The following is a 22549-nucleotide window of genomic DNA, read 5'->3' on the forward strand; positions in this document are numbered from 1 at the left end:
ATTGACAGGTGAATGATTGTAAAGCAAAAATAAGAAATGTGAATTTACAAAACGTAAAATGTTTCTTTAAGTATTGGAATTGATTGGTATTCATCTTTCTGTTTTTAGTTTACAACGACATTATCTAATGGTGTTGTAGTTATATCGGTTAGTTCCCCTTTTTTGGTGGTTTTATTTCCAGTCCAATTGTATGTTTTCCCATTAATTGTTATCGTGATTCCAATAGTATTATTGCTATCGTATATGGTATAAATAACATCTTTATTCTTAAATGTAACTGTATTGTTTTTTCTGTCAAAATTAAAATCAGGGTTCTGATAAACCGTATTTATAGGATAAGAAAACTCCACTTCATCATTTTTATTAATTAAAGCATAGTTAAGTGTTCGGTCGTTGATGTTAAATAAAACAACTTGTTTTTGATTTTTAGCTACATTAAAAGATAGTATCTTTTTTATACCATTTTCATCAAGAGCAATCGTTCTTTTTGTTTTTACTACCATTTTCTTGCCATCCCAATTTTGTTCGCTATGTTTATTATAAGGAAAATTCATTTGGTCATCCTCAATTATTTTAATTACTTTCGGTTTGTTGTTTTCGACTATAAATTCAGAATATTGATGTAAGCAGCAGCCACTTTTAGCCATTGTACTTAATTTCTTTTCTTTAGAATCTGCGTAAAACATGCCGCAATAGTCCTGAGTTAGTGTTGTAAAATCTGGGCTTAATTTAAAACCAGTTTTGGTGGCTAAATATATTTGAAAAGATGGCCAGTGGTAGTGACTATTTTGTCTATCATAGATAGCAAAATCCTTGATTCCATCAAAATTATAATCTTCATACATAATTAAACTTTGTTCACCATAAGGTAGTTCTTTTATGTTTGCTAAAGCTTTTTCGTTATGTAAGTTCAAAGCTAATCCTTCAGATTCAACTTTTATGATTTGTTTGTTGGTTTTTTTATCATAAATACTAACCCAGCCTTTTGAGAATACTTGTGAAGTGTGTTCTATGAAAATTTTCCCATAATAAGCTTTGGAGAAATTATCTACTTTAAAAGTGGTTTGGGCAAAAGTAATGCTAAATATAAAGAGGAGTAAAGTGGTAGTTAAATATTTCATTTTATGTTAATATTAGCAATGTAAGACCTTTTTTAGAATCTAAAGAAAGTTGTCTAAAAACAAAGATAACCATTATGTAAAGTATTTTGAAACTTCTTATTTAAACGAATTATTTTTATATTTGAAAGAAATTTCTCCAAAAATAGTATTTATAAAAAAGAATGACAATGAGAACAATTATTTTTTCAGTTTTAATTTTTTTAGATTTATTGTTCTTACAGTTACAAGCACAAACAAAAAAGTATGCTATTCATACTGTTGCTTTTTATAATGTCGAAAATCTTTTTGATACTATAAACAATCCAACTATTCGTGATGATGAATGGACACCAAAAGGTTCTAGACATTGGACATCTCAGAGGTATTTTGAAAAATTAGACAACCTCGCCAGAGTAATGTCTGAAATAGGAATGCCCGAAAATCCTAATCCGCCAACATTTATTGGATGTGCCGAAATTGAAAATAGAGGAGTTTTGGAGGATTTAATAAAACAACCCAAATTAATAGATAAAGAATTTGGAATTATTCATTTTGATTCGCCCGATCATCGGGGTATAGATGTCGCTTTGTTATATCAGAAGAAATATTTTAAACCAGTTACATATTCAAATATTCCGCTTATTATTTATAAAAAGCCAATAGTGAGTACTACTGATACAATTAATGATAAGAAGAAGCGGGTGTTTACTCGAGATCAATTACTTGTAACGGGATTTCTAGATGGAGAAGAAATTAATATAATTGTAAATCACTGGCCGTCGCGTTCTGGTGGTGAGCAAAAATCAAGTCCATATCGTGAAGCTGCAGGTGCACTAAACCTGAAAATAATCGATTCCTTACAACAAATAAATCCTAACGCTAAAGTTATTACAATGGGTGATTTCAATGATGGGCCTTATAATAAAAGTGTAAAAGTTGCGCTTGGCGCGAAAGCCAATAAAGCCGATGTACCAGAGTTTGGAGTTTACAATCCCTTTGAAGATATGGCAAAGAAAGGAATGGGAACTATTGCTTATCGAGATTCATGGGATGTTTTTGACCAAATCTTGGTAACAGAATCTTTGATTAAATCAGATTTTAAATCTTTTCAATTCTGGAAATCTGGAATTTTTAATAAATCGTATTTAATACAAAATTCAGGAAAATACAGAGGATATCCATTACGACATGCCACAACCGAAGTAGGCTTTAGTGATCATTTCCCAGTTTATATTTACCTTATTAAAGAAAAAATGTAATACCAACACTGAGAACTTTTTTATTAACTTAGCACCTCAAAACTTAGCATCTCATAATTATGGCTATAGCAAAACCATTCAATCTTACTAAATGGATTGATGAAAATCGTCACTTACTTAAACCCCCAGTAGGTAACAAAAATTTATATGTTGAATCTAATGATTATATTGTAATGGTTGTCGCGGGACCTAATGCCCGAAAGGATTATCATTATAATGAAACCGAAGAACTTTTTTACCAACTCGAGGGAAGCATAAAAATAATTATTCAAGAAGACGGAGAGCGTAAGGAAATGGATTTGCATGCGGGAGATATGTATCTTCACCCTGCTCGCATGCCACATTGTCCAGTACGTTCAGAAGGTTCTATAGGTTTAGTAATCGAAAGAAAACGAGTAGGAAAGGGGCATAAAGATGGATTGCTTTGGCATTGTGATAATTGCAATCATAAATTGTACGAAGTGTTTTTTGAACTTCATAATATCGAGAAAGATTTCTTACCACACTTTGAACATTTCTATAATTCTAAGGATTTGAGAACTTGTACTAAATGCGGTTCAGTGATGGAATCTGATCCAAAATTTGTTGCAAAAAAATAATTTTCAGTTTTTTATATAAAAGGCATACTTTTGCAAAAAATAAATTATCCACATGGACGATTATTATTCGAGGAAGAAGAAAGATAAACAGGAGTAGTTATTGCATTATGCATGCGCTATTCCTAAAATAACGTTTTGCATTATGATTACCTTTTACAAAAACAATAATGGATTATTCCAAACAGAAAACCGAGAAAACAACAAATGGATTAATGTAGTTTGTCCAACCCAGGAAGAAACTAAATTTTTACTCCAAGAATTACAAATACCTGAAGCTTTTTATAACGATATTGAAGATATTGACGAGCGACCACGTATCGAAATTGAAAATGGTTGGTTTCTTATTATATTGCGAATTCCTTTTAAAAGCAATGATGCAAAATTGCCATTTAATACAGCTCCATTAGGTTTAATGTTTAAAGATGATGTTTTTGTATCGCTTAGTTTTCATCAAGCAGAAATTTTATCAGATTTTGTTTTATATACCCAACGAAAGAAATCGGATGTAAAAAATCATTTTGATTTAGTTTTAAAGTTACTTTTGTCTTCTAGTATTTGGTTCTTAAAATATTTAAAGCAAATAAATCAGCGAATTCGATTGGCAGAAGATAATCTCGAAAAGTCAATTAAAAATGAAGAATTACAAGCATTACTTCAAATAGAGAAATGTTTGGTGTTTTTTATCACTTCATTGAAAGGTAACGATATGTTATTTCACAGAATTAAAAATCTGAAAAACCATAAGGAAGATTTTGATCCTGTTTTGCTCGAAGATGTTGAAATTGAGCTGAGACAAGCCGAAGAAACTACAAATATTTATAGCAATATCTTAACAGGAATGATGGATGCCTATGCATCGGTAATCTCTAATAACTTGAATGTTATCATGAAAAGATTAACTTCTATTTCTATAATTTTGATGATTCCAACATTGGTAGCGAGTTTATATGGAATGAATGTTCCTAATAATCTTCAGGAAAATAGTTACGGTTTCGTTGTTATTTTACTAATCTCATTATTAATATCAATATGTGGCGTTTTCTTATTCAAGAAAAAGAACATGTTTTAGTTTAGTTTTTAAGAGGAATAAAGATCATCTTGGAGACTTCAAATTCTTAATCGTTAACTTTATATGGTTTTGAATCAATCTTAATTAAATACTAAATAGTATAATGGCTGAAAATATCTCCGAAAAATCATTTGAATCGTTTGATTGGCTCGATATAAAAGGACCTAGTGAAGCACAACTAGAAGATATTGCCAAAAAGTTTGACTTGGAGTTTTTTCCAGTCAAGGATTCGGTTGAGCACGGACATTTACCTAAAGTAGAAAAGATTAAGAATTTTAATTTTATCATTCTAAGGGCTTATACTGCAAATGAATATGATAATAATTCTAGTGTAGAAGAATTGTCAAATAAAGTAGCTTTTTTTTATAATGAAAAACAACTAATAACTATTCATAGGACTCCTTTTCCTTTTTTGGAGAATATTTTTAAATCTGACTTAAAGTGTACTTCTGTTTATGAATTGCTAATACGTATTTTTAAAGAAATTGTTCTAACCTATAGCGCTCCTTCGCAATGGCAAACAGATCAGATAGATGAAGTTGAGAAAACTATTTTCTTAAAGCAACAAAACAAAATTTCTTTAGAAGATTTGTATTTCCAGAAGGCTGAGACTAGAATTACCAAGAAATTATTAATACTTACGCAAAATGTAATTAATAAAGTCCATGTTCCCGAAGAAAATTCTTCAGCACTTGAAGATGTAAAAGATAATCTTGTTAAGCTTATACTAGCTTATGAAGAGGCTATGGAGGATGCAATTAACTTAATGAACACATTCTTATCTGTGACGGCTCAAAAAAATAATGATGTCGTTAAATTATTAACAGTTTTCTCTGCTTTTTTTTTACCTCTTACCTTTTTGGTTGGGGTTTATGGAATGAATTTTAAATTTATGCCAGAATTAGAATGGAAATATGGGTATTTGTATGCAATTCTTTTTATGTTTGTTATGTGTGTTTTTATTTATATTTGGTTTAAAAAGAAAAACATTATCTAGTCTAAAACAATTAAATTTTAATAGATAAATTAATTCAAATATATTTACATAAATAAATATAACAATTTTTAACAAAAAAGTTACAATGACAACAATAGCAGAGCAATTCGGAATGAAAGACGCATTGGCGCAATTGGGTATAAAAGCCATAAACGAAGGAACATCAACCGGAATAAATAACTTTTCTTCGGGTGATATTCTTGAAAGCTTTTCCCCAGTAGACGGAAAATTAATAGCATCGGTAAAAACATCAACAGCTGCAGATTACGAAAAAGTAATGCAAACCGCTACTGAAGCATTTAAAGTATTCAGACTCATGCCAGCGCCTCAGCGTGGAGAAATTGTGCGTCAGTTTGGAGAAAAATTACGTCAGAATAAAGAAGCTTTAGGTAAATTGGTTTCTTACGAAATGGGGAAATCATTACAAGAAGGATACGGAGAAGTTCAAGAGATGATTGATATTTGCGATTTTGCAGTAGGATTATCACGCCAGCTTCATGGCTTAACGATGCATTCAGAACGTCCAGGACACCGTATGTATGAGCAGTACCACCCAATGGGAATTGTCGGAATTATTTCGGCATTTAATTTCCCAGTGGCAGTTTGGTCTTGGAATACTGCTTTGGCGTGGATTTGTGGAGACGTTTGTGTTTGGAAACCATCAGAGAAAACACCTCTTTGTGGTATCGCTTGTCAAAATATAATTGCACAGGTAATTAAAGAAAACAATCTTCCAGAAGGAATTTCTTGCTTGATTAATGGCGATTATAAAGTAGGAGAGTTAATGACTGCAGATAAACGTATTCCTTTAGTATCAGCTACAGGTTCTACTCGTATGGGTAAAATCGTTGCGCAAACCGTTGCAGGACGTTTAGGTAAATCATTATTAGAGTTAGGAGGAAACAACGCAATTATTGTTACTCCAGATGCAGATATAAAAATGACTGTAATTGGTGCTGTTTTTGGAGCAGTAGGAACAGCAGGACAACGTTGTACATCGACACGTCGTTTAATTATTCACGAAAGTATTTATGATAAAGTAAAAGATGCGATAGTTTCTGCTTACAAACAATTACGTATCGGAAATCCTTTAGACGAAAACAACCACGTTGGGCCACTTATCGATACACATGCTGTAGAAATGTATGCTAATGCTTTAACAAAAGTGGTTGCCGAAGGCGGAAAAATCCTTGTAGAAGGAGGAGTACTTTCTGGCGAAGGTTATGAAAGTGGTTGTTATGTAAAACCAGCTATTGCTGAAGCGGAAAATTCATTTGAAATTGTACAACACGAAACATTTGCTCCAGTTTTATATTTGCTAAAATATAGTGGAACTGTTGAAAATGCTGTTGATATTCAGAATGGAGTTGCTCAAGGTTTATCTTCGGCAATTATGACAAATAATTTGCGTGAAGCAGAGTATTTCTTATCTGTTGTAGGATCTGATTGCGGAATTGCAAATGTAAACATAGGAACTTCGGGTGCAGAAATAGGTGGAGCCTTTGGTGGTGAAAAAGAAACTGGAGGAGGTCGTGAATCAGGTTCTGATGCTTGGAAAATATACATGCGTCGCCAGACAAACACAATTAATTACACTACAAGTTTGCCATTGGCACAAGGAATAAAATTTGATTTGTAAGATTATAATCATTGATATGAAAAATGCCCCAAATAGTGTTTAACTTTTTGGGGCATTTCCATTTTAAAGGTGAAGTTTTTTAGACAGTCTCTTTTGAGCGTGTATAAGTAAATACTATATTCTGTTTTGTGAATGTTTACTTTTTTGGTTTTATGATTCTCAATGAATATACTAATTTGCCTTTTCTGTAGGATGGTTTCTCATCTGAACTTGTTAGAAGTACTAGATCAAATAATTCTACTTTATCTTGTTGGAATTCAATCCCTAGTTTTTGAGTAGATCCTTCCACTGTAGTGAAACTGATTGCTGTTATACCTCGAGTATTTGCTGAATCTCCATTTATGCTAATATAATAGCTTTTAAAATTTGCAAGACCATCTACTTTTCCATCTTCAGTAAACGTAATTTTAGTTTTTGAAGATTTGGTTGAATAAAAGTTATCAGAAAGCGCTTTGTTTATTAAAAAGCGAAGTACAGTTACGTTTGTTTCTTTCGCTTTTTTGACCAATGAACTATCTACTTTGACATATTCTTGTGAATGATAACGTTTATCGAGTGGCAGTAGGATTAAATTTCCGTCTTGGATTACTGCTTTTTGTGTTTTGGTTTCATACAAATGGCTGACCAAAGTATCGTTTTTAAATGAAGCTAAATAGGTGTTTTTTTCCAAATCTTCATTTATAAAAGTAATACTGTCTTTCAAGTTTTCGGGCACTATTATTTCTGTAACTCCATTTTGAATCGTTTTGATTCCTTTATCAATAATTATATTATCGATAAAGTCTTTTGCAATCCAGCTACCTTCGAAAGTATTATGCTGTACTTTTTCTGTTTCCTTTTTAGTCTCTTTACATGATGTAGCTGTAAGTACTAAAAATAGTATTGATGAAGAGTAAAGAATATTTTTGATGGATTTTTTCATAATTTAAGTGTAAATAATTTATTACAAATGTATTTAATAAATAATTGATATCTAGTGAGTTTGTAAAAAAAAGGCCATTTGAAATTTCAAATGGCCTTTTGGATATGTTTAAGCTGTTAAAGCTTGAAAATTGTAGTTGTTTATTACTATAAACTAAAAGAAGCTCCTAAGCTAAAAGTAAATTGATTGTTTAAATGGTCAAACATTTTGTCGTTGTTACCATATTTAGCAATTGGAAAACCTAGTTCAGTAAATACTCCAAAACCATCTGTAAAGAAATAACGACCACCAACATGACCACCAAAATTTCTTAATCCAAGGCTTAAACCTGGATAAACATCTAGTTTTTTATCTACGTTTATTACGCTTCCTAGATTAGCGTTCATTCTAACTTTTGCATCAAAACGATCTTTAAATGCAGGTTTTGCTCCATAATATTGAGTTGTACCATAGTAACCATTGTATTCATTTATTCCTAATAAATAACTAGTTACAACTCCAATAGAGATATTTTCTCCAAGACCTAAATCTATAGATCCTTGAATTCCTGTTCCACCATCTTGGATATTTGCACCAATGTTAACCTTTGTGTCACCTTTGCCACTGAAAGCCTGTTGCGCTTGAGTTAAACCAAAAACTAATAAAAACGCAAGTGTAATAATCTTTTTCATAAAATGTAGTGATTTATAATTTTTGCAAAAATAAGTCTTTATATATTAATTTCTACCTTTTTCGTCAAAATACAACTCGTTCAAAGGGTCACTTTGCCAGAATTCTTTACTGTCAATATCCATAATGGTTAATTTTCCTGTAAATGCAGCACCAGTATCAACGTTCCAAACATTAGCCTTTTGTATTGGGACTGTTTCGTGAATTCTAGTAACAGGGGTATGTCCAATAAAGATTTCTTTATAAAGTTTTAATCTCTTTGGATAGAATAAAGAATCCGTTTTCATATCAGGATCTAATGCCATTGCAGTTTCCCACAAAGTCCTGTCCCAGTAAAAGGATTCAGATGAGTATTCGTAAGTAACGCCATTCATATTTGTAAAACCAGCATGTATAAACAATCTGTTTTGAGAATCCAGATAATAACCCTGTAAGGATTCTAAAAAAGAAACGTGTATTTGTTTGTGAGTTTGACTAATCGATTCGTATGCGAGAACTGTTGCTTCGCCACCATGATGATGCCATAGTTCATTGTCTTTCCCATCCCTCATCCATTGTTGAAGTAAATCGTCGTGATTACCACGGATACAAATGCAGTTTTGTTTTTGTTTTAGTTCAATTAAGTAATCAATCACTTGTGGTGATTGACTCCAGCCATCAACATAATCACCCAAGAAAATTAAAGTGTCTCTATCTGTTACAGCTGCTCTTTCGAGTACTTGTTTCAATGCAATTAAGCCACCGTGTATGTCCCCAATAACGAATGTTCTCATTTTAATGTTTTGTAATGTACTTACAAAAATAGGAGAAAATGATTTGGTTTTTACTTATTCATTTGTTAATGTTTATTATTATCGATGAAATCTAATGCCATCTGTTTTTTTAGTTAATTTATTTTTTTTGTTTACTGTATTGTTTACAAAATTTAACGTAAAAAGTTAAAATATTTATGATCATTTTATTCTCTTTTCTTGGTTTCCTATCTAAATTTGTAGCATGTCTGACATCCCTACATATCGAAAAATCATTCATATTGATATGGACGCATTTTATGCTTCGGTAGAGCAAATGGATAATCCAGATTTGCGTGGTAAACCTATAGCTGTAGGTGGTTCTGAAAATCGCGGTGTTGTGGCAGCAGCAAGTTATGAGGCTCGTAAATTTGGTGTTCGTAGTGCTATAAGCGGTATGCAGGCAAAGCGTAATTGTCCGCAACTTATTTTTGTTCGTCCACGTTTTGATCGATATAAAGAAATATCAGATAAAATTCATAAAATTTTTCATGAATATACAGATCTAGTTGAACCTCTTTCGCTAGATGAGGCCTATCTTGATGTTACAGTTAATAAAAAAGGAAATCCAAGTGCAAGTTTATTAGCGGAAGAAATAAGATTGCGAATTTTTAATGAAGTTGGATTAACTGCCTCAGCGGGGATTTCAGTTAATAAGTTTGTGGCTAAAATTGCAAGTGATTATAATAAACCCAATGGTCAGAAAACGGTTAACCCCGATGAGATAATTCCTTTTTTAGAACAATTACCCATTCGGAAGTTTTATGGAGTAGGGAAGGTAACTACTGAAAAAATGTACCAGCTTGGTATTTTTACAGGAACAGATTTAAAAGGTAAAAGTTTAGAGTTTCTAGAAAAGCATTTTGGTAAATCAGGTACTTTCTATTATCATGTTGTTCGTGGGATTCATAACAGTGAAGTGAAATCAAATAGAATAACGAAATCGGTAGCAGCAGAACATACTTTTGATGTTAATCTTTCTTCGGAAATTTTTATGATGGAACAACTCGAGCGAATAGCTAATTCTTTAGAGAGGCGTTTACAAAAGCACAAGATTTCAGGTAAAACGATTACACTTAAAATCAAGTATAGCGATTTTACACAGCAAACAAGAAGTAAAACATTACCTTATTTTATAGCCGATAAAAGTTTGATTGTGGAAACTGTAAAAGAGCTCCTGTATCAGGAGCGAATGAAAGATTCAGTTCGTTTGCTTGGCATTTCATTAAGTAACCTTAATACAGAAGTTAAGAAGGCGATTGTTGTACAGCTTAAGTTTGAGTTTTAAACTCCTTAAACAAGCGTTAAATACCGAATAAGACTATGATTGATGTTGTTTTCAATTTATATTTGAACAAAAATTTATTTTATGTATAATTTAGATGCATACGATGCCGCAATGGCTAAATACCATCAAGAGATTAATTGCAAAATTATCCCAGTAATTTCATGGGATTTTCATCACGAGTCTTTAAATGATTTAAGGAGTAATTATTATGATTGGCAAAAAGTTCATCATATTGCAAATAGATTTCATTGGGATGATTCTGAATTTGATGTTTTAGATCGATTGAAGGAGGAAGTTGTAGTAATTACAGATTTGAAACAGAAGATTGTTTTTGCTTCCAGCCGTATTCTTAATATGACTGGTTATACAGAGGTTGAGGTTCTAGGTAAATCGCCTAAAATGTTTCAGGGACCCGAAACTTCCTCTGTTGTAAAAGAAGAAATTAGATTGGCTATAAAGTCTCATGAAACTTTCGAAAAGACTATTCTTAATTATAAGAAAAACGGAGATACCTATTTTTGCACAATAAATGCATTCCCAGTTTTCAGCTTAAAAGGAAAGCTAACACATTTTATTGCTTTTGAAAAAGCAGCATAAAAAAAGCCTTTTTGAAAATCAAAAAGGCTTTTTTATATAATTATTTGAAACGATTAGTCTCTACTATTTAGTTTAGATAACAATCTTAAGAATTCGATATACAACCAAACAAGTGTAATCATTAATCCCATTGCACCGTACCATTCCATAAACTTTGGCATTTTTTCTTTAACACCTTCTTCTATTCTATCAAAATCCAAGAACAGGTTTAAAGCTGCAATAACGATTACAAAAACACTAATACCAATACTCATTAAAGAGCTGCCATAATGAACAGGAGTAAAGCTTGTAAACATTGAAAACAGCCAAGAGATCACGTAATAAGTAGCAATTGCTAATGTAGCAGCCATAACAACTGATTTGAATTGCTCTGTTACTTTTACAATCTTATATTTATATAAACCTAGACAAACCATAAATGTTACAAATGTAGCACTAACAGCCTGAACAACGATTCCAGGATACATTGCTTCAAAAATAGCGGATATTCCACCAATAAATAAACCTTCAAATAAAGCATAGCCTGGAGCTAGATAAGGAGAAAGTTGCGGTTTGAATGCTGCAATAACTACTAAGATTAATCCGATGATTGCTCCACCAATTGTAGGAAGCATAGGGTTGATTCCGTTAAAAGACATCCACCAAGTTATCATTGCAGTGGCAGTAAGCAATAAAAATAAAATTAGAGTTTTATTGATAGTACCAGATAGTGTCATTTCATTACCATAATCTATAATTCTTGCCTGATCAGGATTGTCACTTTTTGCTGCAACCGAAGTTGGAGAAAAACGTTTATTACTTAAAAACGGGTTGTTTGAGTTGAAAGCCATAATATATTTAGATTTTTAAAACGTTCCAAATATAGCCTATATTTTGATATTTGCCTAAATCGCTATATATATTTTAACAATTGAATTATGTCTTTTTATCCTACCTGGCTTTAAAAATAGATTAAGTATTTCGGCTTGAAAGATTACAAAAGAGACATTTTATAGAATTATAATATCTAGTTGATTATAGGGATTATTAGTTTATCTGTAAGATAAAAAAAGCCACCAAGTTTAAAACTTGATGGCTGTTATTTTTATATAGTCCTAAAATTTAGTTCAAAAGATCTAAAATTAATGAAGGGAATAAGCCTATGATGATGTTCAATACTATTGAAACAACTGCAACTGCATAAATAAGGAAAGGTCTTCTGGTACGAGCTTCATTTGGTTCTTTAGTGTACATTGCTAATATCAGTTTGAAATAATAACCAACACTTATGATAGAGTTAATTACAGCAATAATAACCAATGCTAGGTATCCAGCTTGTAATACTTGGTTAAACAAGAATAACTTAGCAAAGAATCCTGCAAAAATTGGAATACCTGCCATAGATAAAAGCGAAGCTGTAAGGATTGCTGCTAATAAAGGATTTGTTTTTCCTAAACCGTGAAAATTCGTGATATCTTCATTATCTTGATTTTTGCAAACATATAATATTACGCTAAAAGCTGCGATTCCAGCCAATGCATAAGCAGTAGTGTAATATAAAAGAGTTCCTGCAGAAGTGGCTAAAGTTAATAAAGTCATTAACATAAAACCTGCATGCGAAATACCTGAATAGGCAAGCATACGTTTTACATTAACCTGACGCAATGCCATAATGTTACCAACAGTCATAGATAGGATTGAAACTATTACAATTACAATAACATAGCTTTCAGAAAGCTCGGCATTTAATATCGTTAGTAATTTGTATAGCGTAGCAATAGCAACAACTTTTGCCAAAGTGCTCATTAAAGCAGTTGTTAGAGCTGGAGAACCTTCGTAAACGTCTGGAGCCCAAAAATGAAAAGGAACAGCAGCAACTTTAAACAACATACCAACAGTTAATAAAACAATACCAATTGGGAACCAAATCGGCAATTCAGCAGATTGAGATAGATCACTAATTTCAATTACATCAAAACTACCCATAGCTCCGTAAATCAAACAGATTCCGAATAAGATAATTCCAGAAGCAAATGAACCCATTAGGAAATATTTCATTCCAGCCTCATTACTTTTTATTTTCATTCTGTCGCTAGCCGCTAAAATGTATAGTGCAATTGATAATACTTCGATACCTAAAAAGAACATAGCTAAGTTCCCAAAAGATACCATTGCAACAGCTCCTGCCAATAAGAATATTTTGATAGCTACATAATCCGAAATTTTCGTTTGATGATCTTCGTAGAAATTGTAACTCAAAGCCACTAAGAATATCGTTAATACAATAAACAATGATGAAAATGCAGTAGAGTATTTACTCACTGCAATCATGTTGTTGTAGTAACTTTCGGTTAAACCAAATTCTGAATAGTTTATTGCCAAAACGCCTAATAATCCAATTATTGTTACTGGAATAATGGCTTTTCTTAAATTAAGAATTTCGAAAAGTAGGCAAAAAACACCCAATCCTATGATAGCTATTAATGTATTCATTTTTGTTTTTTTGATATAGGAAATCTAAAACTAATGATGCCCTAATTTATTTTATTTAAAAATATGTTATTTATTCTTTAGCAGCTTAACTTTTTTATAATCTGAAACCGGAGCTATCAGGTTAAAAACAGTTAATAGTACTATCTTAATTTCTATTTATAACTTTTAAAATTATATCTAAACTTGGAGAAATCAAATCTGTAATAGGTTTTGGATATAATCCAAAAAATAATAAAACAGCAATAATCGCTACAAGTGAAATTCCTTCATTGATAGTTACATCTGCAAATGGTTTAACATTTGTTTCTCCTAACATTACATGTTGAAACATTTTAAGCATATAGTAAGCACCTAAAATAATTGTTGTTCCACCTAAAACGGCAAACCAAATGTTTATTTGAGAAAGACTATATAATACAGTGAACTCTCCAACAAAGTTGAATGTAGAAGGTAATGATACTGATGCCAATACCAAAATCAAGAACATTGAAGTGAATTTTGGAGATTGGTAACGAATACCACCCATTTCGGCAATAACTCTAGTTTCGTATCTTCTAAATATGATTTCGGCAGCTAAGAATAAACCAACTACTACAAAACCGTGGGCGATCATTTGTAAAACAGATCCGCTTAAACCGTCAGCAGTTAATGTATAAGCACCAGCTGCAATTAATCCAACGTGAGCTAATGAAGAATAAGCAAGTAATTTTTTTAAATCCTTTTGTTTCAAAGCTACAATCGAACCATAAATAACTCCAGCAATACCTAATCCAATAAATATAGGCATATACTCTTTTGCTGGAAGCGGAGCAATTGGCAATTGCCAACGAATGATACTGTACAATCCCATTTTAAGCATGATACCAGATAAAAGCATAGTTCCTGCAGTAGGTGCTTTTTGGTACACACTTGCTTGCCATGTATGGAATGGAATTAGAGGAATCTTAATAGCATAAGCTAAGAAGAAAGCCAAGAATATCCAAAGTTGCTCCGTTGCAGATAAATCTACTTCGTATAAATCTGTCAATAGGAAGCTACCTGCTTTAGTGTATAAGTAAATAAATGCTACAAGCATGAATAATGAACCTGCCAGCGTGTAGATAAAGAATTTAACTACAGCTTTTCTGCGTTCTTCAGTATCACCATTACCCCAGATTAAAGCGATAAAGTAAATAGGGATTAATGATAATTCCCAGAAGATATAATATAACAAACCATCTGCAGCAAGGAAAGTACCTACCATTGCAAATGCCATGAATAAAATTAAAGCATAGAACCCTTTTGCATTTGGATATGAATTACCAAAAGAAGAGAATATGATTATTGGCGTTAGAGCAGTTGTAAGCAACAACATTGCAATACCTAATCCATCTGCATTTAATACAAATGAAATTTTAGGCTGAATAATCCATTGGCTAATATAATCAATGCTTTCGCCAAGATTATAATGATTTAATAATACAATCGAACAACCTAAAGCGGCCAAACTAAAGAACAAGGCTACTTTTGAAGCTAGTTTATCACCAACAAAATAAGTGACAAATGCACCAATTAAAAGTATAATTAATATAAGAGAAACGTTCATAGTTATTAAATTATTGAGCTAAAAATATATAAGAAACAATGGCACATAGACCTAAAACAAAAGCGAACAAATATAATCCGATACTTCCGTTTTGTAATTTTCTACCTTGATAACTTATCTCATTGGTTACTTTTCCTAATCCGAAAACAAATGCTGATATACTTGTTTCAATATAATCTCTAAAGAATTTAGATAATCCGTTTATAGAGCGTACAAATAAATAGTCGTAAGCTTCATCAACATAATACTTGTTGTATAATACTTTTGTAACTCCTGTTATTGATTCATCTTCACCAGGAACATTATTTTGTTTGATGTATTTTAAGTAGGCAATAAAAATCCCAACTAATCCACCAAGAACTGCAACACCCATTAAAGTGTATTCAGTAGTTCCTAAATGATGTGCCTCGCTAGTTACTTTTGTAAAAAGGGGAGCTAAATACGTATTTAACCAGCTATTTCCAGGTAAACTAATCAATCCGCCAAAAGTAGCTAAGATTGCTAAAATGATTAATGGAAATGTAATTAAAGCAGGACTTTCATGTAAATGACTTTTTTGATGTTCGGTTCCTCTAAAATCTTTGAAGAAAGTTAAGAACATTAATCTAAACATATAAAAAGCAGTCATAATTGATGCAATCGAAGCTACAACATAAAGTGGAATGCTCTTATCAAATGCAGTCAATAATATTTCATCTTTCGAGAAGAATCCAGAAAATAATGGAACTCCCGATATTGCCAATGAAGAAACAAGCATTGTGATAAAAGTAATTGGCATTGCTTTACGCAATCCACCCATTTTTCGCATGTCTTGTTCACCGTGTAAAGCGTGAATTACAGAACCTGAACCCAAGAATAAACAAGCTTTAAAGAATGCGTGTGTTATTACATGAAAAACAGCTACTTCATAAGCACCTAATCCTAATGCTAAAAACATTAATCCTAATTGCGAAACAGTAGAGTAAGCCAATACTTTTTTAATATCATTTTGAACCAAACCAATTGTAGCAGCCACTAAAGAAGTTATTGCACCAATAATAGCAATTAAGCTTTGAACGTCTGGAGTTAAATCAAATATAAAGTTTAATCTAGTAATCATAAAGATACCAGCAGTAACCATCGTAGCAGCGTGAATTAATGCAGAAACCGGAGTTGGTCCAGCCATCGCGTCTGGCAACCAGGTGTATAACGGAATTTGAGCCGATTTACCACAAGCACCAATAAATAAACAAAACGCAGCTAATGAAAGCAACGGAACATTTAAGTCAGTTGCACTAGCGATTGCAGTTTTTATAGTTGCATAATCTAGTGAAGAGAACATAGAACCGATAATAAAAATACCAACTAGTAATCCTAAATCCCCAATTCTGTTCATGATAAAAGCTTTTTTAGCCGCATCATTATAGTCTTGGTTTTTATACCAGAAACCGATTAGTAAGTAAGAACAAAGTCCTACACCTTCCCAACCAATAAACAATACTAATAAGTTACTTCCAACAACAAGTGTAATCATGAAAAATACAAACAGGTTTAAGTAAGCAAAAAACTGGTGCATTTTCTCATCATCATGCATATAGCTGATAGAGTATAAGTGAATCAAAGAACCAATACCAGTTACAAAAAGCAACCAAAGCAATGACAATTGATCTAATAAGAAACCTAAATCAACTTTGAAATTACTTATCTGAATCCATTCAAATAAAGAAATGCTGATAGGTTGTTGAGTTTGATTTATTTGAAGGAAAAAATAAATAGTAACAGCAAATGAAACAACTACAGAAAGAGTTCCTATAGCGCCAGAAACTGTCTTTCCTAGACTTTTTCCAAAGAAAACATTGATTAAAAATCCTAAAAAAGGAGCTAATACTAAAACTAAAGCTAAATTGGTATCCATTGCCATTTATCCTTTTAAATTTTTTAAATTATCGATACTAATTGAATGTATGTTTCTAAATATCGATACTAAAATTGCCAATCCAACTGCTACTTCAGCTGCAGCAACTGCCATCGAGAAAAATACGAATACTTGCCCTTGTGCATCTTGGTGATAAGTAGAGAAAGCAACAAATAATAAGTTTACTGCATTAAGCATGATTTCAATTGACATAAAAACGATAATCGCATTACGTCTGTATAAAACACCAAATATGCCTACGCAAAAAAGGACTACACTTAAAAATATGTAGTTTTCGATACCTATTTGATTTAAAATATTATTCATTATTTTTCGATTTTTCTTTTTTAGACAATAACACAGCTCCAATCATGGCAACTAAAAGTAAAATAGAAGCAAATTCAAAAGGAACCATATATTCGTTCAATAGTATTTTACCCAATACTTTTATCGATTGAAAATCTTCTCCCGTCGAATCGTATCCTCCAACAATTGGTTTTGAGTTAATAAATATTGCAATTAATACAACACAAATTAAGCAGAAAGAAACAATAGCACCCAAACGAGTAATTCGGGGTTTATGTACTTCGTGTTTTTCGTTCAGGTTCATTAACATTATCGTAAACAGGAACAAAATCATTATGGCTCCAGAATAGACTATGATGTGAACTATTGCTAGAAACTGAGCATTTAATAGTAAGTAATGACCAGCAATCGAGAAAAAGCAAATCACTAAATAAATAGCACTATGAATAGGGTTACGACTAAAAATCGTTAAGAATGCGGTAATCACTGTTATGAAAGCTAAAATACAAAAGGTAATTTGTATTGCATTTGCATTAGCAAAATCAGGTATATGTATCATTAATTAGCGTTTTTAAGTTGAGCGTTTTTCATAGCCATATCTAGTGGCATCACTAATTTGTCTTTTCCAAAAATAAAATCTTCTCTTTCATAACTAGAAGGTACTAATACTTTTGAAGTAGTTAGGTAAATTGCATCTTTAGGGCAAGCCTCTTCACACAATCCACAAAAAATACAACGTAACATATTAATCTCATATATCGAAGCATATTTTTCTTCTCTGTACAAGTGTTTCTCATCTGGTTTGCGTTCTTCAGCTTTCATAGTAATAGCTTCTGCAGGACAAGACAAAGCACATAGTCCACAAGCAGTGCAGTTTTCTCGACCTTGCTCATCACGTTTTAGCATATGCTGACCGCGGTAAACATCACTTCGTTCACGAACTTGCTCTGGGTATTGAATAGTAGGTTTGCGCTTAAACATGTGTTTGATTGTAATGTACAACCCTTTAGCAATCGCTACAAGATACATTCGTTCAAGAAAAGTCATCTCTTTATTTGAGACTACCTTTTTTCTACCCGATAATGATATAGTTTCTATTGACATTTTAATTTATCATTTACGATTTTGATTCCAAAACCAAATTCAAAAATTTATTTCTTTTATTTTTTATCTGAAGCTTCCCGATAACTTTCGAGACTGCTCATTTTTTATATCTTTTATTGTTTTGGTAAAAAAACAATAAAGGATTTTCACTTCTTCTATCAGGGCTAGGTTTTTTCGTTTATTAAAACCCTAAATAAGCTGCAATTTCACCTCTTAACATTACAACACCTGTAATCATAATATTGATGATAGAAAGCGGAATTAATATCTTCCATCCTAAATGCATCAATTGATCATATCTGAATCTTGGAATAGTCCAACGAACCCACATATAGAAAAATATGAAAAAGCATATTTTAGCAAATAAAACAATCATTCCTAAAATGTTTGCAGGATTAACTCCTACATTATCTACCATCCATTGCATTCCAGGATAGTTATATCCTCCAAAGAATAATACAGCGATTATAGTAGCGGAGATAAACATATTTGCATATTCAGCAAATAAATAGAATCCCATTTTCATTGAAGAATACTCCGTATGGTATCCACCAACTAATTCAGTTTCACATTCAGCTAAGTCAAAAGGAGTTCTGTTTGTTTCAGCAAAAGCACAGATAAGGAAGATTAAGAAAGATAAAGGTTGGTAAAAAACGTTCCAGTTCATTCCTGCTTGTTGCATAGAGATTTCTCTTAAGCTTAAGCTTCCAGTCATCATTAATAAAGCAATCATCGATAATCCCATTGCGATTTCATAAGAAACCATTTGAGAAGCAGCACGAACTGCCCCCATCAATGAGAATTTACTGTTAGATGCCCATCCACCAATCATAATACCATATACTCCAACAGAAACAACGCCGAAGAAGTATAATAAACCAATATTAATATCAGTAGCTTGTAATAATATGTCTCTTCCAAACAAGTGTAATTTATCTCCCCAAGGAATTACAGCACTTGTCATTAATGCAGTACTCATGGCTATTGCAGGTCCTACAACGAATAAAAATTTATTTGGAGTATTCGGGGAAAATTCCTCTTTAGAGAATAATTTCATACCATCTGCAAGAGGTTGTAATAAACCACCCCAACCAGCACGGTTTGGTCCAACACGGTCTTGTAAATAAGCTGCAACTTTACGCTCAGCCCAAGTAGAATACATCGCCATAAGCATAGTTACGGCAAATACCACAAGAATTACAACACTTTTTTCTATAATAAATGTACTATCCATTTCTAAGATATTTTGTCGTTATTGGTTAATGGAATTTGTGCCATACTAATTTTTTTACGGTCTTGATCTCTACCCAAAAGAATATTCTTTTCAGTGTCAATTTCTACCTTTTCTAATTTACGAGTGTAGTTGTTTTGATTGATAACCGAATCTTTTTCAAATTCTCTAGGTCCTTCAATAGTCCAATCAGCAACATTTTTGTGGTCAAAACGACAACTGTTACAAATAAACTCTTCAACCTCATGATAGATGTCTTTACGACCAGTAACACGTTGTATTTCGCCTCCAAACATCCAAACAGTAGTTTTTCCACAACATCCAGGAGTTGTACACTCTCTGTGTGCGTTATAAGGCTTGTTAAACCAAACTCTTGATTTAAAACGGAAAGTTTTATCAGTTAAAGCTCCAACAGGACATACATCAATCATATTTCCAGAGAACTCATTATCGATTGCTTTAGAGATACCAGTTGAAATATTAGCGTGGTCACCACGATCTAATACACCATGTACTCTATTATCTGTCAATTGATCTGCAACTTGTACACATCGTTGACATAAGATACAACGGTTCATGTGCAATTGAATATGCGGACCTATATCTTCTGGTTCAAAAGTTCTTTTTTCTTCAATGAAACGTGATTTCGGATTTCCGTGCTCAAAACTTAAGTTTTGAAGATCACATTCACCAGCTTGATCACAAACAGGGCAATCCAAAGGGTGGTTAATCAATAAAAATTCTGTTACTGATTTACGTGCTTCAGTTACTCTGTCAGAAGATTTGCTGTTTACTTCCATACCATCCATACATCCTGTTACACAAGATGCCATCAATTTTGGCATTGGTCTAGGGTCAGCTTCACTTCCTTTCGATACTTCAACTAAACAACAACGGCATTTTCCTCCGCTACCTTTTAATTTTGAGTAATAGCACATGGCTGGCGGTACTAAATCTCCACCAATCATACGTGCAGCCTGTAGGATTGTTGTTCCTGGCTCTACGTCTATACTTTGACCGTCTATGGTTACTTTCATCTCTATATTTTGTTATTTTAGTTTAAGGTTTAAAGTTTCAAGTTGTTGAACTTTAAACTAAAAAAAACGCTAAACTAATTTAAACTGTTTGTTTTGTTACTAAATGTTTTACTTGCGAAAAAGGTTCAGCAACAAAATGCTCTCTGTTTTTTATCTTTTCTGGAAAACGAACGTGATATTCAAATTCATCTCTAAAATGACGAATAGCTGCTGCTACTGGCCAAGATGCTGCATCTCCAAGTGGGCAAATCGTGTTTCCTTCGATTTTACTTTGAATGCTCCATAATAATTCGATATCTTCTTCGCGGCCTTGACCGTTTTCAATTCTCCATAATATTTTTTCTAACCAACCAGTACCTTCACGACAAGGAGTACATTGTCCGCAAGATTCGTGGTGGTAAAAACGAGCAAAGTTCCATGTGTTTCTAACAATACATGCCGTGTCGTTGTATACGATAAATCCTCCAGAACCTAGCATTGATCCAGTAGCAAAACCACCATCACTTAAAGATTCGTAAGTCATTAAACGATCTTCGCCATTTGCAGTTTTAAAAATTAATTCAGCTGGTAAAATTGGCACTGAAGAACCTCCTGGTACAAATGCTTTTAAAGGTCTGCTAGAAGACATTCCGCCTAAGTATTCATCAGAATTCATGAATTCATCAACACTTAAACCTAATTCAATTTCGTAAACTCCAGGATTTTTAACGTGTCCAGAAGCAGAGATTAATTTAGTTCCAGTAGAACGACCTACACCAATCTTGGCATAATCATCACCAGAGTTATTGATAATCCATGGCACAGTGGCAATAGTTTCTACATTGTTTACCACAGTAGGGTTGGCCCAAAGTCCAGAAACAGCTGGGAATGGCGGTTTAATACGCGGATTTCCTCTTTTTCCTTCCAATGATTCTATAAGTGCAGTTTCTTCTCCACAAATATAAGCACCAGCACCACAGTGAACGTATAGTTCTAGATCATATCCTGATCCTAATATGTTTTTTCCCAAAAATCCAGCAGCTTTCGCTTCGGCAATGGCTCTTTCTAATATTTTAAAAACCCACATATATTCTCCACGAATATAGATATAGGATAGGTTAGCACCTAAGGCAAAACTTGAAGTAATCATACCTTCAATCAATAAGTGAGGAATATATTCCATCAAATAACGATCTTTAAAAGTACCTGGTTCAGATTCATCAGCATTACAAACTAAATGTCTTGGCTTTCCTGATTTTTTATCAATAAAACTCCATTTCATTCCTGCTGGGAAACCTGCGCCACCACGACCACGTAGGCCTGATTTTTTTACTTCTTCAACAACTTCGTCTGGTGTAAGCGTTTTTATCGCTTTTTCTACAGATGCATAACCGCCATTTTTGCGGTATACTTCGTAGGTTTTAATACCAGGAATATTGATTTTATCTAATAATATTTTTTGTGACATATTATTTATCGTGTAATATTATTTTATTATCCTTACAATCAGCGATTAGCTGATCAATTTTTTCTTCGGTAAGTTTTTCTTTGTAGAAATCGCCTAACTGCATCATTGGAGCATATCCACAAGCGCCTAAACATTGTACACCAGCAATGCTGAACATACCGTCAGGAGTTGTTTCACCCATTTTGATACCTAATTTCTCGGATGTATAATCCATTAAATTTTCGGCACCATTTAAACAACAACAAGAAGTTTGGCAAAATTCAAACATATATTTACCCATTGGTTTTTGATTGTACATGGTGTAAAAAGTTACTACCTCATAAACCTCAATTGGCTTTATATGTAAAATTTCGGCAACCTTATCCTGTAACTCGATACTTAGCCAATTTTCATGAGCATCTTGTACTTCGTGTAAAACAGGCAATAGAGCCGATTTTCTTTTGTCTTCAGGATAATGACTGATTAATTCATTGATGCGGTTCATCAATGCTTCAGTCATATTTATTTCTTGTTTGTAATGTGTTCTTTCCATTTTATTTTAAA

The 22549-nt window shown here is 32.6% G+C and carries 22 protein-coding genes; 7 read left to right on the plus strand and 15 right to left on the minus strand.

Going from position 1 to position 22549, the window contains the following annotated elements; genetic code table 11:
• Window positions 1–104: 104 nt before the first annotated feature.
• Window positions 105–1121: a hypothetical protein gene (locus IUY40_RS10900; protein ID WP_195736898.1), complete on the minus strand. Its 1017-nt coding sequence runs from the start codon at window positions 1119–1121 to the stop codon at window positions 105–107.
• Window positions 1122–1288: 167 nt separating this feature from the next.
• Between IUY40_RS10900 and IUY40_RS10905 the strand changes: the two genes are divergently transcribed.
• The 5 genes from IUY40_RS10905 (at window position 1289) to IUY40_RS10925 (ending at window position 6663) form a co-directional block, all read left to right on the plus strand.
• Window positions 1289–2359 carry an endonuclease/exonuclease/phosphatase family protein gene (locus IUY40_RS10905; RefSeq protein WP_195736899.1) on the plus strand — a complete coding sequence of 357 codons (1071 nt, stop codon included), beginning with the start codon at window positions 1289–1291 and terminating at the stop codon, window positions 2357–2359.
• Window positions 2360–2418: 59 nt separating this feature from the next.
• Window positions 2419–2958: a 3-hydroxyanthranilate 3,4-dioxygenase gene (locus IUY40_RS10910; protein ID WP_195736900.1), complete on the plus strand. Its 540-nt coding sequence runs from the start codon at window positions 2419–2421 to the stop codon at window positions 2956–2958.
• Window positions 2959–3100: 142 nt separating this feature from the next.
• Window positions 3101–4027 (plus strand): magnesium transporter CorA family protein, encoded by a 927-nt coding sequence (locus IUY40_RS10915; protein ID WP_195736901.1) that lies wholly within the window; start codon window positions 3101–3103, stop codon window positions 4025–4027.
• A 103-nt stretch (window positions 4028–4130) separates the two neighbouring features.
• Window positions 4131–5024 carry a CorA family divalent cation transporter gene (locus tag IUY40_RS10920; RefSeq protein ID WP_195736902.1) on the plus strand — a complete coding sequence of 298 codons (894 nt, stop codon included), beginning with the start codon at window positions 4131–4133 and terminating at the stop codon, window positions 5022–5024.
• A gap of 85 nt (window positions 5025–5109) precedes the next feature.
• Window positions 5110–6663: an aldehyde dehydrogenase family protein gene (locus IUY40_RS10925; protein ID WP_195736903.1), complete on the plus strand. Its 1554-nt coding sequence runs from the start codon at window positions 5110–5112 to the stop codon at window positions 6661–6663.
• A 136-nt stretch (window positions 6664–6799) separates the two neighbouring features.
• On the opposite strand, the gene IUY40_RS10930 is transcribed toward IUY40_RS10925, so the two are convergent.
• From IUY40_RS10930 to IUY40_RS10940, 3 genes are all read right to left on the minus strand, one after another.
• Window positions 6800–7585 (minus strand): hypothetical protein, encoded by a 786-nt coding sequence (locus IUY40_RS10930; protein WP_195736904.1) that lies wholly within the window; start codon window positions 7583–7585, stop codon window positions 6800–6802.
• Between the two features lie 146 nt (window positions 7586–7731).
• Window positions 7732–8256 carry a DUF6646 family protein gene (locus IUY40_RS10935; RefSeq protein WP_195736905.1) on the minus strand — a complete coding sequence of 175 codons (525 nt, stop codon included), beginning with the start codon at window positions 8254–8256 and terminating at the stop codon, window positions 7732–7734.
• 45 nt (window positions 8257–8301) lie between these two features.
• Window positions 8302–9027 (minus strand): metallophosphoesterase family protein, encoded by a 726-nt coding sequence (locus IUY40_RS10940; RefSeq protein ID WP_195736906.1) that lies wholly within the window; start codon window positions 9025–9027, stop codon window positions 8302–8304.
• A gap of 223 nt (window positions 9028–9250) precedes the next feature.
• Here IUY40_RS10940 and dinB point away from each other — a divergent pair, with 223 nt between their 5' ends.
• Both dinB and IUY40_RS10950 read left to right on the plus strand, forming a co-directional pair.
• Window positions 9251–10333, plus strand: a complete 1083-nt coding sequence (gene dinB / locus IUY40_RS10945; RefSeq protein ID WP_195736907.1) for a DNA polymerase IV — start codon at window positions 9251–9253, stop codon at window positions 10331–10333.
• An 81-nt stretch (window positions 10334–10414) separates the two neighbouring features.
• A complete protein-coding gene (locus tag IUY40_RS10950) occupies window positions 10415–10930 on the plus strand; it encodes a PAS domain-containing protein (protein ID WP_195736908.1) in 516 nt (171 codons plus the stop codon).
• A gap of 53 nt (window positions 10931–10983) precedes the next feature.
• Here the strand turns inward: IUY40_RS10950 and IUY40_RS10955 are convergent, their stop codons facing one another.
• The 11 genes from IUY40_RS10955 to IUY40_RS11005 form a co-directional block, all read right to left on the minus strand.
• Entirely contained in the window at window positions 10984–11760 is a 777-nt protein-coding gene (locus tag IUY40_RS10955; RefSeq protein WP_195736909.1) for a Bax inhibitor-1/YccA family protein, read from the minus strand.
• A gap of 271 nt (window positions 11761–12031) precedes the next feature.
• Window positions 12032–13402, minus strand: a complete 1371-nt coding sequence (locus tag IUY40_RS10960) for an NADH-quinone oxidoreductase subunit N (protein WP_195736910.1) — start codon at window positions 13400–13402, stop codon at window positions 12032–12034.
• Window positions 13403–13547: 145 nt separating this feature from the next.
• Window positions 13548–14987: an NADH-quinone oxidoreductase subunit M gene (locus IUY40_RS10965; RefSeq protein ID WP_195736911.1), complete on the minus strand. Its 1440-nt coding sequence runs from the start codon at window positions 14985–14987 to the stop codon at window positions 13548–13550.
• A gap of 10 nt (window positions 14988–14997) precedes the next feature.
• The gene (gene nuoL / locus IUY40_RS10970) at window positions 14998–16881 is read right to left on the minus strand and encodes an NADH-quinone oxidoreductase subunit L (RefSeq protein WP_195736912.1); all 1884 of its coding nucleotides are present in this window, start codon (window positions 16879–16881) and stop codon (window positions 14998–15000) included.
• Window positions 16882–16887: 6 nt separating this feature from the next.
• On the minus strand, window positions 16888–17208 hold the full coding sequence (gene nuoK / locus IUY40_RS10975; RefSeq protein ID WP_035618229.1) for an NADH-quinone oxidoreductase subunit NuoK: 321 nt from the start codon (window positions 17206–17208) through the stop codon (window positions 16888–16890).
• A complete protein-coding gene (locus tag IUY40_RS10980; protein ID WP_195736913.1) occupies window positions 17201–17746 on the minus strand; it encodes an NADH-quinone oxidoreductase subunit J in 546 nt (181 codons plus the stop codon). The genes nuoK and IUY40_RS10980 overlap by 8 nt, the downstream gene beginning before the upstream one ends.
• On the minus strand, window positions 17746–18291 hold the full coding sequence (locus tag IUY40_RS10985; protein WP_195736914.1) for an NADH-quinone oxidoreductase subunit I: 546 nt from the start codon (window positions 18289–18291) through the stop codon (window positions 17746–17748). The genes IUY40_RS10980 and IUY40_RS10985 overlap by 1 nt, the downstream gene beginning before the upstream one ends.
• A 181-nt stretch (window positions 18292–18472) precedes the next feature.
• On the minus strand, window positions 18473–19525 hold the full coding sequence (nuoH, locus tag IUY40_RS10990) for an NADH-quinone oxidoreductase subunit NuoH (RefSeq protein WP_195736915.1): 1053 nt from the start codon (window positions 19523–19525) through the stop codon (window positions 18473–18475).
• Between the two features lie 2 nt (window positions 19526–19527).
• Complete coding sequence (locus tag IUY40_RS10995) at window positions 19528–20559, minus strand: 2Fe-2S iron-sulfur cluster-binding protein (protein ID WP_195736916.1); 1032 nt, start codon at window positions 20557–20559, stop codon at window positions 19528–19530.
• 79 nt (window positions 20560–20638) lie between these two features.
• Window positions 20639–22006, minus strand: coding sequence for an NADH-quinone oxidoreductase subunit NuoF (gene nuoF / locus IUY40_RS11000; RefSeq protein ID WP_195736917.1), 1368 nt, complete (start codon window positions 22004–22006; stop codon window positions 20639–20641).
• Between the two features lies 1 nt (window position 22007).
• Window positions 22008–22538, minus strand: a complete 531-nt coding sequence (locus tag IUY40_RS11005) for an NAD(P)H-dependent oxidoreductase subunit E (protein ID WP_195736918.1) — start codon at window positions 22536–22538, stop codon at window positions 22008–22010.
• Between the last annotated feature and the right edge of the window lie 11 nt (window positions 22539–22549).

Origin of the sequence: Flavobacterium sp. ALJ2, assembly GCF_015594725.1 — a bacterium.
GTDB lineage: Bacteria > Bacteroidota > Bacteroidia > Flavobacteriales > Flavobacteriaceae > Flavobacterium.